9 protein-coding genes are annotated in these 11795 nt (G+C 70.0%); all 9 read right to left on the bottom strand.

What is annotated here, in order from left to right:
• Positions 1 to 23 precede the first annotated feature (23 nt).
• Positions 24 to 1379, bottom strand: a complete 1356-nt coding sequence (gene mmsB, locus A4X16_RS11615; RefSeq protein WP_067120710.1) for a multiple monosaccharide ABC transporter permease — start codon at positions 1377 to 1379, stop codon at positions 24 to 26.
• Positions 1376 to 2896, bottom strand: coding sequence for a multiple monosaccharide ABC transporter ATP-binding protein (mmsA, locus tag A4X16_RS11610; protein ID WP_067120708.1), 1521 nt, complete (start codon positions 2894 to 2896; stop codon positions 1376 to 1378). The genes mmsB and mmsA overlap by 4 nt, the downstream gene beginning before the upstream one ends.
• Before the next feature lie 156 nt (positions 2897 to 3052).
• Entirely contained in the window at positions 3053 to 4066 is a 1014-nt protein-coding gene (locus A4X16_RS11605) for a LacI family DNA-binding transcriptional regulator (protein ID WP_067120706.1), read from the bottom strand.
• A 95-nt stretch (positions 4067 to 4161) separates the two neighbouring features.
• Positions 4162 to 4827 (bottom strand): LuxR C-terminal-related transcriptional regulator, encoded by a 666-nt coding sequence (locus A4X16_RS11600; RefSeq protein WP_067120704.1) that lies wholly within the window; start codon positions 4825 to 4827, stop codon positions 4162 to 4164.
• Positions 4828 to 4947: 120 nt separating this feature from the next.
• Positions 4948 to 5550, bottom strand: a complete 603-nt coding sequence (locus A4X16_RS11595; protein ID WP_231880346.1) for a response regulator transcription factor — start codon at positions 5548 to 5550, stop codon at positions 4948 to 4950.
• On the bottom strand, positions 5547 to 6419 hold the full coding sequence (locus tag A4X16_RS11590; protein WP_269454906.1) for a class C sortase: 873 nt from the start codon (positions 6417 to 6419) through the stop codon (positions 5547 to 5549). The genes A4X16_RS11595 and A4X16_RS11590 overlap by 4 nt, the downstream gene beginning before the upstream one ends.
• A gap of 83 nt (positions 6420 to 6502) precedes the next feature.
• Complete coding sequence (locus tag A4X16_RS11585) at positions 6503 to 7681, bottom strand: lysyl oxidase family protein (protein WP_067120700.1); 1179 nt, start codon at positions 7679 to 7681, stop codon at positions 6503 to 6505.
• An 81-nt stretch (positions 7682 to 7762) separates the two neighbouring features.
• Positions 7763 to 9358, bottom strand: a complete 1596-nt coding sequence (locus A4X16_RS11580) for a SpaH/EbpB family LPXTG-anchored major pilin (RefSeq protein WP_197491828.1) — start codon at positions 9356 to 9358, stop codon at positions 7763 to 7765.
• Between the two features lie 117 nt (positions 9359 to 9475).
• Positions 9476 to 11795: prealbumin-like fold domain-containing protein (locus A4X16_RS18415; RefSeq protein ID WP_157560146.1), on the bottom strand; the 2320-nt coding region annotated here is incomplete at its 5' end.

Here is an 11795-nt window from a genome sequence, read left to right as displayed (position 1 = left end):
GCGAGCACTGCGTGAGACTCCGCTTACTCCGCCCGGGTCTTGTCGACCGGAGGGGCCTGGTAAGTCTTGTTGGGCTCGAAGACCGGTGAGGCCTCCGGGTCGTCCTTGCGGTTGCGTCGGGTCATGAAGCCGATGATCGACGGACGACCCTGCTGCTTGTTCCAGACATCGATGCCGACCGCGAGCAGGAGCACGATGCCCTTGATCATGGAGACGACGTCGGCACCCTGGCCGAGCAGCGCGAGGCCGTTGTTGAGGAAGGCCATGACGAGACCACCGATGATCGAGCCGATCACCGTTCCGATGCCACCGGCGACAGCCGCGCCACCGATGAACACCGAGGCGATGGCATCCAGCTCCCAGCCGGTGCCGTCGTTCGGGCCGGAGGCCTGCGAACGGGCGACGAAGATCATGCCGGCGAGTGCGGCCATGACCGACATGTTCATCATCACGAAGAAGTCGACCCAGCGGTCCTTCACACCCGACAGACGAGCCGCCTGACGGTTGCCGCCGACCGCGTAGATGTGACGGCCGAAGACCGTGTTGCGAGTGACGAACGAGTAGATGATGACGAGCGCGAGAAGGATGAGGCCCGGAACCGGGAAGCTCGTGCCGGGCCGGCCGGTCGCGAACATCCACGCCGCTGCGAGGACGACCACCGAGAGCAGCACGACCTTGACGACGCTGACCCACACGGGGGCGCTGTCCGAGCCCATCTTGTGCTGGATGCGACGCGTGCGGATCTCCCAGAAGATCAGCCAGGCCACCGCCACGAGAGCGAGGAGCATGGTGGGCACGTTGAAGGGCAGCGGGAGGCCCACCTCGGGGAGGTACCCCGTGCCGATGATCTGGAAGCCCTTCGGCACCGGGATGGTCTGCGCGTCGCCGATCCACTGCTGAGCGCCGCGGAACAGCAGCATGCCGGCGAGCGTGACGATGAACGCGGGGACGCCGACGTACGCCACCCAGAACCCGTGCCATGCGCCGACGAGGGCGCCGACAGCGAGGCCGAGGAGGATCGCGGCGGGCCACGGGAAGTTCCACTCGGCCATCGACTTCGCCACGATGATGCCCGTGAACGCGGCCACCGATCCGACCGACAGGTCGATGTGACCCATGATGATGACCATCACCATGCCGATCGCCAGGATCAGGATGAACGAGTACTGGTTGATGACGTTGATGAGGTTGCCCGACGTCAGCGTCGCGCCGTTCGGCCCGTTGCGCAGCAGCGTCAGGATCTCGAACAGGGCGATGATGACGATCAGGCTGCCCAGGATGCCGAACTGGCGCAGCGACGAGTTGCCGTTGCTTCCGAACATCTTGCGGATGTCGCCGAAGTGGAAGCCGCGCTTCGTTGTCGTGAGGTCGGTGGTCATGCGGATGCTTTCTGAGTCGCGGAGGTCATGCTGCGCATGAGGGCCTCGGGTGTCGCCTGGTCGGCCGGGATGCAGTCGGTGACCCGTCCTTCGAAGACGGTGTAGATGCGGTCGGAGATCCCGAGGAGCTCGGGCAGCTCGCTCGAGATGACGATGACGCCCTTGCCCTGGGAGGCGAGCTCGTTGATGATCGCGTAGATCTCGTACTTGGCGCCGACGTCGATGCCGCGGGTCGGCTCGTCGAGGATCAGGAGATCGGGGTCCGTGAACATCCACTTCGCCAGCACGACCTTCTGCTGGTTGCCGCCGGACAGCTTGCCGACGCCCTCCTCGACGCTGGGCGTCTTGATGCGCAGCGCCTTGCGGTAGCGTTCGGCGATCGAGTACTCCTCGCGCTCGTCGACCACGCCGCGCTTCGAGATCTTCGACAGCTTGGCCGCGACCACCGAGCGCTTGATCGTGTCGAGCAGGTTCAGCCCCAGCACCTTCCGGTCCTCGCTGACATAGGCGAGACCGTGCTTGATCGCCGACGAGACGTCGGGGATGCTGATCTCCTGGCCGTCCTTGACGATGGTGCCGGACTGGAAGTTGCCGTAGGAGCGACCGAAGATGCTCATCATGAACTCGGTGCGCCCCGCGCCCATGAGTCCCGCGATGCCGACGACCTCGCCGCGACGCACGTTGATGCTGGATCCCTTGACGACCATGCGCTCGGACACGGTGGGATGCTGCACCCACCAGTCCTTGACCTCGAAGAACACCTCGCCGATCTCCGGCGTGCGATCGGGGTACCGGCTCTCGAGCGAGCGGCCGACCATGCCGCGGATGATGCGGTCCTCGTTGATCTCGCCGCGCGAGATGTCGAGCGTCTCGACCGTGCGTCCGTCACGGATGATTGTGATCTCGTCGGCGATCTGCTCGATCTCGTTGAGCTTGTGGCTGATCATGATCGACGCGATGCCCTTGGCCTTCAGCCCGAGGATCAGGTCGAGCAGGTGCTGCGAGTCGTTCTCGTTGAGCGCGGCGGTCGGCTCGTCGAGGATGAGGAGCTTGACGTCCTTGTTCAGCGCCTTCGCGATCTCGATCAGCTGCTGCTTGCCGACGCCGAGCGACTTGATCGCGACATCCGGGTCCTCCTTGAGGCCCACGCGGGCGAGGAGCTCGACCGCGCGCTGCTTCTGCGCCTGCCAGTCGATGCGCCCGAAGCGGCGGATCTCGTTGCCGAGGAAGATGTTCTCGGTGACGGAGAGCTCGGGGATGAGAGCGAGCTCCTGGTGGATGATGGCGATGCCCGCCTGCTCGCTCGCGACGATGTCGCGGAAGCGCTGCTCCTCGCCGTAGAGGAGGATCTCCCCCTCGTAGGTGCCGTACGGGTACACCCCCGACAGGACCTTCATCAGGGTGGACTTGCCTGCGCCGTTCTCACCGCAGATCGCGTGGATCTCTCCTGCGCGGACGGTGATGGAGACGTCAGACAGCGCCTTGACTCCCGGGAACTCCTTGGTGATGCTGCGCATCTCCAGGATGGGGCCTGACACGACCGGCAACGTTGCTGTGGTGCTCACGGATCTTCCTCGCGACGGGCGATCACATTCGATGTGACCGTTCACATTGGTTTACATAGTCTACGCTCGCCGAGCCGGTGTCAAGACCACGGGGCGAAAATCGGTCCCCTATCGAGACACGGAGGATTCCCTCGTGCGCAGCGTCGTCTGCAGGGGGCCGAACTCCGGCACCTTCTCCCCGCGGATCTGCGCGAGGAGGATGCGGACCGCCCGCCGCCCGAGCTCCGGGAAGTCCTGATGCACGGTCGTCAGCGTCGGCGCGACGTGCGCCGCGACCGGGATGTCGTCGAATCCGACCACGCTCACATCGTCGGGCACCCGCACGCCGGCGTCGCGGAACCCGTGCATCAGACCGATCGCCATCTCGTCGTTCGCAGCGAAGACCGCGGTGAAGTCGCGGCGGCGGGACAGCTCCTGGCCGGCGAAGTATCCGAAGTCCGCCGTCCAGTCCCCCCGGATCGGCGGGAACGTGGGCAGGTCGGCCTCGCGGAGGGCGTCCAGGTATCCCCGCATGCGCGACTCCGCCTCGATCCAGTCCTGCGGCCCGGCCAGATGCAGGATGTCGCTGTGCCCGAGCTCGATGAGGTGCTCGGTGGCTCGCTGCGCCCCGGCCACCTGATCGGCGGAGAGGCTCTGCCCGTCCGATCCGGAGGCGGTCTGCAGCGACACGAACGGCGTGTCGACCGCCATAGCGCGCAGCACCTGGAACACCCGCACCTGCGGTGCGAGCACGACGATCCCGTCGACCTGCTCACGGGCGAGCTGGCGCAGAGCGCTGCCGATCGCCTCGGGCGAGGTCGCCGACAGGTTCAGCGTGGAGACGGAGTACCCCTCCTCACGGGCCGCGTCCTCGATGCCGACCATCGAGGACGTCGGTCCGAACTCCCCCACGGTCGCCGACAGGATGCCGAGCATGTTGGAGCGGCTCGTGACCAGGGCCCGCGCCGCGAGATTGGGGCGGTAGTCCAGCACCGAGATCGCGTCGAGGACCTTCGCCTTCGTCTCGGGGCGGATGCTCGGGTGGTCGTTGAGCACGCGCGAGACCGTCTGGTGCGAGACGCCCGCGAGTCGAGCGACGTCGCGGATGCTGGGCATCCGCGCGCGGTCGGAGGCTGTGGACATGTCACGCCTCCTTGCATGTGCACGGTCACATCGGTCTTCCCATTATGTCCTCAAGGCGTGTCGGGCGCACCTCGGGAGACGGACGCGGCGCGACGTCAGTCGTCGGAATCCACGACCCCGTCCTCGATCGCCCGCTTGAACAGATCGACCTTGGTGCGGGCCGGCCGACCGGCGGCCGCGTACTTGCGACGCACTCGGCGCACATGATCGAGCACCGTCGCCCTGGCGATCGAGAGCCGCCGAGCCACCGCTTCGGCCGTGAGTCCCGCGGCGTACAGTGCCAGCACCTCGGTCTCGCGCGTGGTGAGCTCGACGCGCGCGTCGGCTGCGTCCGATCCGTCGCCACCCTCTGCCGATGCCGCGTCGGCGCCGTCGTCGACCGCCCGGCGGCGGGCCGCGGTGCGGATGGTCGCGGCGATCTCGCGCGGATCGGCGAACTTCCACACCTGCCCGATCGCTCCCGCGCGGGAGGCGAGGCGCAGCAGACCCGCGGACTCGTCGGACATGAACGCGAGCACCCGGGCGCCCGCGTGCGCGAGGTCGGCGACGTTCTGAGAGATGGACGAGCCGTCGCGCAGGGTCAGATCGAGGAGGACGACATCGACGCACTGCTGCAGAGCGAGGAGCTCGGAGACGGTGGAGCCGACCGCGACCACGTGCAGCCGGGGCTGGTCGTTGATGACGGCTGTCGTGCCGAGCACGATGATGCGCTGATCGTCGACGATCCCCACACGGACGATCGGCCCGGCTGCGCTCCCCATGATCCCCCCACTGCCTGCATCGGCATTCCCCCTTCGGGTCTACCCCTCACACGGGGGCGCTCACAAGCGCGTCCGCCGCATTCCCCCTCAACAGAGGGGTCACCCGGCAGGAGCGACGGCTCAGGTCGACGCCGGAGGGTCGGGAGCGAGGATGCCGTCCTCGACGGCGCGCTGGAACAGCTCGACCTTGGTCGCCGCGGGTCGGTCGACGAGGGCGTACTTCGCCCTGATGCGGCGGATGTGGTCCAGCACCGTCTCCCGCGAGACGAACAGCTGGCGCGCGACGTGGTCGGCGGTGCTGCCCTGCGCGTACAGCCGGAGCACCTCCTGCTGACGCTGCGACAGTCCGGGCGACGCGAGCGGGGCGTCGCCGGGACCGGGAGCCGGATCGGTCGGCCGCAGCGCGGGGAGCGCCGCGATCACGCAGCGGACGATGTCGGCGGCGTGATCGCCGCGCAGCGGCAGCACCCGAGCGCCCGTGCGACGGAGCACGGCGGCTCCTGCCTCGGCCACGACGCCGACGTGCAGGTCGGCGTCGAGCAGGATCACGTCCATGCGTCGGGACACCGTCAGCAGCTCCGCGATCGACCCGCCGACCGCGACGACGTGCAGCCCGCGCTGCTCGTTGAGCGCCGACGTCAGCGCCCGCAGCCGGGTGGGGACGCCGTCGACGATCCCGACACGGAGCAGGGGCGGCCGCGCGTCGTTCCTCGGCCCGCTCACGGCGCCACGGTCCCTCGGTCGCGCGCCCGCCGCCGCGGCGGTCGGTGCATCCACCAGCCGTAACCCCCGATGACGACCAGCGCGCCCGCATAGAGCACCGCGAACCACGGGAACCCCGCGCCGGCGGCATCCGCGGTCGCCGCCTCGAGGGCCTCGGGCGGAGTGGGCGTCTCCCTCTCTCCTGTCACGAGGATGCGCTGGGAGTTGATCCCGAGCGGCGTGCAGGTGACCAGCGTCACGAGGTCGCGTCCCGCCTCCTGACGCAGCGTCTCGGTGTCCGAGGGCTCGACGACCCTGGTCTGCACGACGCGATACGTGAGCACCTCGCCGAAGGTCGACACCGTGAAGAGATCGCCGACCCTGACGCGGTCGAGGTCGGTGAACATCGTCGCCTCGGGCAGTCCGCGATGCGCGGTGATCACCGCGTGCGTGCTCTCCCCGCCGACGGGCAGCGAGGTGCCTTCGAGGTGTCCCGCGCCGCGGCGCAGGGTCTCGTCCGCGGTGCCGTGATAGATCGGCAGGTCGACGCCGATCGAGGGGATCTGGATGCGGGACATCACTCCCGAGTCGGTGCGGAGGATGCTCGAATAGTCGAAGTCGCCTCCCTTCGCCGCCGTGCTCGTGGGCACGCGGGCGTTCGCCGCCAGGAGCGCTCCGGACGACAGCGCCGCGTTGTAGCGGCGGGCCTCGGCGAGCTGCGCCTCGGGTCCGGGGATCGCCTCCTCCACGCTCTGCGGATAGTCGTCGACCACGAGCGACTGGTTGTACGCGGCGAGCCACTGCGCGGCCGGAGCGTAGGCGAGCACGGTGGCCGCCGCGACGGCGACGAGAAGGGTCAGGATCAGCAGGATGTCAGAGCGCGATCTCACGACGACAAGACCGCGCCCCCGCTCGGATCTCAGCATCCTGATTCGATTCCCCCTGATGTGGGGGATCAGGACGTCGAGAGGGATCAGGGGACGACGAGCTCGACAGGGAACGTCGCCGCATTGTTGCTCGTGTCCTTCTCGAGCAGGAGCCCCTCGGGATCGACGGTGATGCGCACCCAGTAGGAGCCGGAGGGGAGACCGGTGACGTCGATCCACTGATCGGGGAGCTCGGCTCCGTAGTAGTCGGCCCAGCCGGGGTTGATGCCCTGCTCGGTGATGCCGCAGTCGAACGGCTTCAGATCGAGCGAGAGCGCGTCGCCCCGGTTCTCCTGCACGGCGACCGGGAGCACGTCGGTCAGACAGAAGCTCACCTTGCCGCTGGTGCGGAGAACCGTCGAGCGATCGGCGGCGAGCAGCTCGTAGCGCTGGAATCCGTCGAGATGGAAGTGGTTGTGCTCGGGGTGATACTCGAACCGACCGGCGTCGCGCACGAGCACGGTTCCGGATCCGTAGACGCGCTGCTGCACGGTCTGGGTCTCCGCGTCGGATGCCGGTGCGTCCGCCGTGACGTGCAGCAAGCCGCCGAGATTGGCGGTGGACGTCGCGAAGCGCAGCAGCACCCGCCCCGGCTGGGTGGTCGTGTCGACCTGAGTGACCGTCGGTGCCGGAAGGTCCGCCACCGGGCTCGTGAGCTGCGGCACGAGATCGGGCAGTTCGAGCTGCGGACACTGGGCGGCGTCGAGGCACGGACTCAGGGACTCGACGGGGATGGCCGTCGAGGACCCGAGGTCGACCGTGACGGACTGCGTGAGTGCGGGGTCCTCGGGTTGTCCGACCACCGCCGGCCCCTCGACGACGGGGGCGAACCGGAGGTCGACCGTCGTCTCCCCCGGAGTCACGTCCTCGACGGCGTCGACGACGAACACGCCGTCGTCGTCGGTCGTCGCGGTCGCGAGGGCGAGCGGGCCCGTCGAGTTGATGCGGACGCTCCATCCCGCGAGGGTCGGCTCGCCCGCACCGCGCTCGCCGTCGCCGTCGCGATCCTGGAAGAGATACCCGGCCACGCCGTTCGCCGCAGGCGTCGGCAGGACGGGCGGCTCCGGGGCGGACGTCGGGGCCGGTTGCAGACCGGACATCACCGCGGTGGCGGTGCCGATGCCGACGGCGAGGGCGACCACGCCCCCGGCGATCAGCCACGGCAGCCGCCGTCGCGACAGCATCCGCCGTCGGGTGCCGCGGGTTCTCGTCGTGGTCTCCGTCATGCTGTGCCTCCTCGGGCCGATGTTCACGGGAGTGCCCGGGCCGTGTCGACGACACCGCCCGGGCACTCAGCGGATGTGCTCTCAGGCCTGGACGGCCTTGCGACGGTTGAACACGAGAGCTCCTCCGACGGCGATGATCGCCAGCGCCACGCCGGTGATCGTCAGCGCGAGCTGGCCGTCGGCACCCGTGAACGGGAGCGTCGGCACGCCCTGCTGCGTGTTGTCGATCTCGATGAGCGGCACGGTGCCGTTGTCGCCGGCGGCCACGACGACCTCGGTCAGGGCAGCGTCGCCCGCGGGGAGGACGAACCCTGCGGGGGCCGCGATCTCCTTGAGGACGTAGCAGCGCTGAGCGTAGTCATGCCCCTCCTCGTTGACGTCGGTGACGGTGCCGTCTGCGGCGACGAGCAGTTCGGTGTCGCCGACCCAGAGGCCGGGGAACACGACGGAGCCGTCGGCGGCCGACGTCACGACGAGCGGCGTGGTGGTGCCGGGCTCGTTCACGACCGGGAGCGTGGCGATGTCGGCGACGCAGCCCGCGGCGTCCGTCAGACCCATGTAGATCTCGAACTGCGCACCGGCGAGCGTGTCGGTGGCGTCGGCGGCGTTCACCTTGAGCGCCGTCAGGTTGCCCCAGCGCGTGGCGACCTCGTTGGTCGGCGATCCGCCGGGTCCGTTCGGGGTGCCGGGCGTGAGCTGCATGCCGTTGAGGTTGACGTACGCGATGTTGAGGATCTCGCCCACGGCGTTCGCCTCGGCCTCGAACGCGACGACCACGTTCTGACCGGCGACGAGCTTCGAGAGGCCCGCCGGCGTGAACGTCACGGTCAGCACCTGACCGGACCACACCGGCGTGTAGTCCGTGCCCTGCATGAAGTCCGCGCCGCCGAACACCGAGACGCTCACGGTGGAGAGGTCGGTGTGCGGGGTGAGCTTCGCGTCGAGCGTGTCCGTCAGCACGAACGTGTCGTACGTCTGCCCCTCGGCCAGCGCCGGGATCTTCGTCGTGACCTCGTAGTCGATCGCGGCGCCGAGGGCGGCGCCGTTCTCCTCCTGGCCGACGATGTTCTTGCGCGGCCCGTCGGCGATCGTGTTCTTCGGGTACACGTTCACGTCGTAGACCCATTCGCCGTCGAGGGGAGCGCCGGTCGCACCTTCGTTGACGGCCGGCGTCGGGACGGTGACGATGAACGGCGTCGCCGGAGCGACGACGTTCGACGGCGCGTCGATCTCACGCACGAAGTACGGACCGGTCGCGATGTCGGGCGTCGTCACGGTGCCGTCGGCACCCGTGACGACCGTCTGGCATCCCGTCAGGTCGTAGCCGGCGAGGGTCGCCCCGGTCTGGGCGGCCGTCTTCTCGGCCTGGGTGATCGCGTTGACCGCGTCCCAGCCCGTGTTCGTGCCGTCGAACAGATCGATGCCGTCGATGAGGCAGTACTCGAACGTGACGCCCGCGATCGGCTCGCTGCCGGGCTGCGTGCCCGAGCCGTCGGGGTTCGCCGCGCCGCCTCCCGGGTTGGCGAACTTGTGGATCGTGATCGAGCCGAGCTGGTCGGGGTCGAGGGTCGCTGCCTGGGCTGCGGCCCCGGCGGCGAGCACACCGAACGCGCTCAGCGAGAGCGCCGTGGTGAGCGCTGCCGCCCTGCGCACGCCGGCGCGGGATGAGAGAGTCATGGACATGTGATTCCTTTCGGGTTTCGCCGTGCGGGACGACGAGTTCGGACCGGGCCGGAGACCGGCCGCGGCGGTGGAAGCCGGGACGGGCGGAAGGAGCTCCGCCCGCCCCGGAGCTCAGGAGGCGCGCCGGCGGCGGATGGCCTGCCAGATCGCGAGGGCGAGGAGCAGCAGCACCAGGCCGCCGCCGAGCAGCAGCAGATGGTCGACGCCCAGCCCGCCGGTGAACGGCAGCGCGGGGGTCCCCTGCTGATGGTTGACCACGTCGTCGAGCACGGTCACGGCCGCGGTGTCGAGCACCGTCACGGCGATCGGCGTCGCGTCGAGCACGAATCCGACGGGTGCCGCGGTCTCGACCAGACGGTAGTCGCCGGGTGCGAGGTCGGCGATCAGGAACCGTCCTGGCGCCGGATCGGTGTCGAGATCGGTCGGCTCGCACGGCGCGGTCTCGCAGTCGACGATCGCGACGGCCGGTGCCGTGGGCTGGCCCGCGTCGTCCAGCGGGGTGAGCTCCCACTCGGCGCCGCCGAGCAGCTCCCCGTCGTCGTCGACCTTGTTCCACTGCAGTGCCGCGGAGACCGGGTTCACGACGGTCGTGTCGAGGAACGCGTTGCGCAGCTCGCCCGCGGCATCCGCGTCGACGGTGACGGCGTAGGTCACCTCGACCGTCTGCCCGGCGGCGAGCGCGCCGGTCCAGCTCAGTCGTGACTGCGCGGGATCGTACGCGGCCGCGCCCACGCCGGCCGGCTCGACGGCGATGGAGCCGTCCACGAAGGTCGCGTCGTCCACCACGTCCGACAGATCGTCGAAGACCGTGAACGGCTGGCTGGCGACCGCACCGGTGTTGGTCACGAAGATCGTGTACTCGACCGTGTCACCGGCGGCGACCGCGGTCCCGTCGCCGACATCGACCGACTTGCCGGACTCGATGATCGGATGCTGCACGCTGACCGCGGGCTCGACGAGGACGTTGCCGACGGTGCCCGTGGCGTCGTCGTCGAGCGCGACGGTGTACGTGACCGTCGCCGTGGTCGCCGCCTGGATCGGCTTCGCCGTGGTGGAGCGCCACTGGAACGATGTCGAGCCGGTGGGGAACACGACCTCGCCGCACGAGTTCGCGACGGGCGCGCAGCTGAGAGCGGGCGGGCTCGTGAGCGACGCCTTGTCGAGCACGGCGGCCATGTCGTCGGCCACGAGACCGTTCGTCGACGGCGCCGCGCCGCTGTTGCCGATGGTCACGGTGTACGTGATCTCGTCGCCCGCCGACACGACGGTGCCGGGAGCCGGGTCGGACGACTTCGCGTAGGACAGCTCGGGAGCGGCCAGCGGACTCACGCAGGCCAAGCCCTTGCCGCCTGCGCCGCCGGTACCGGTCGGCATCGAGTTCTTCGGGTTGGTCATCGAGGGTCCGCCGTCGCCGCCGGTGAGCTGGAACGTCACGTTCGGGACGCCGCTCGCGGGGCAGCTCGTCTGCGCGTTCGCCAGCTCGAGCCAGATGCCTCCCGCGCCGCCGCCGGCGCCCGAGACGCCCGCGTGGTAGTTGTTGGCCGTGGGCGCGCCGCCGCGACCGCCGTTCACCCCGAGCACGAGGGGATTGGTGATGCTGACCGCGCGGATGCGCATCTGCCCGCCGGCACCGCCGCCGGAGCCGGAGTGCGCGCCGCCGCCGGCAGGGCTCGCGCCCTGACCGCCGTCCGATCGCACGCCGCCGCTGCCGCCGATGGTCGCGAAGTCGAGGTAGACGATGCCGCCGCCCGTGCCGCCCGCGCTGCGTCCGGCCTCCTGGCTGCCCTGCCCTCCGGCGCCGCCCATCATGAGACGGGGGTTGGTCGCGTTGAGGAAGTGCGCGGAGTCCGGGATCTGACCCGTCATGGCGGTGTTGCCGTTGCCGCCCGAGGGATAGGGGATGTTCGGGCTCCCCGCACCCCAGAAGGTGCCGCCGCGGCCGCCGAGGCCGCCGCCGGTCCAGCTGCCGCCGCCTCCGCCGCCCGAGGAGTCGTCGCCGCCGAGCAGGTTCGAGGGGGCGCCGCCGCCACCGCCGTAGGAGCCGCCGCCACCGCCGGCGCTGCCCTCGTCGTAGCTGAACGTGGGGTTCGTCGCGTTGGTCTTGCCTGCGACGCCGTCGCCGCCGTTGCCGACGCCCATCGGGCCTCCGCCACCGCCGGCGATGCCGAACAGGAACGGTCCGCCGAGGTGGATCTTCCGGTCATCGGCCCCCGCGCCACCGCCGTCCGTGCCGCCGCCGCCGCCGCCGGATGCGCCGTTCGAGCCGCCGAAGTAGGTCGGGCCGTTCGCGGCGCCGCCGCTCGAGCCTGCCGCGGGCGGACCCGCCGTCGCCTGCAGCGGACCCCAGACGCTTCCGGCCGTGCCTGCGGCACCGCCGCCGCCTCGTCCGCCGCCGACGCCGTACAGCTCGGGTCCGGCGGTGCCTCCACCG

The organism is Microbacterium sp. H83 (assembly GCF_001650405.1).
Lineage (GTDB): Bacteria > Actinomycetota > Actinomycetes > Actinomycetales > Microbacteriaceae > Microbacterium.
The sequence above is the reverse complement of the archived record's forward strand: the minus strand, read 5'-3'. Positions and strand labels throughout refer to the sequence as shown.

Coding starts and splice junctions, on each gene's coding strand:
- mmsB (WP_067120710.1), bottom strand. CDS start 1,379: ATGACCACCGACCTCACGACAACGAAGCGCGGCTTCCACTTCGGCGAC.
- mmsA (WP_067120708.1), bottom strand. CDS start 2,896: ATGCGCAGCATCACCAAGGAGTTCCCGGGAGTCAAGGCGCTGTCTGAC.
- A4X16_RS11605 (WP_067120706.1), bottom strand. CDS start 4,066: ATGTCCACAGCCTCCGACCGCGCGCGGATGCCCAGCATCCGCGACGTC.
- A4X16_RS11600 (WP_067120704.1), bottom strand. CDS start 4,827: ATGGGGAGCGCAGCCGGGCCGATCGTCCGTGTGGGGATCGTCGACGAT.
- A4X16_RS11585 (WP_067120700.1), bottom strand. CDS start 7,681: ATGACGGAGACCACGACGAGAACCCGCGGCACCCGACGGCGGATGCTG.
- A4X16_RS11580 (WP_197491828.1), bottom strand. CDS start 9,358: ATGACTCTCTCATCCCGCGCCGGCGTGCGCAGGGCGGCAGCGCTCACC.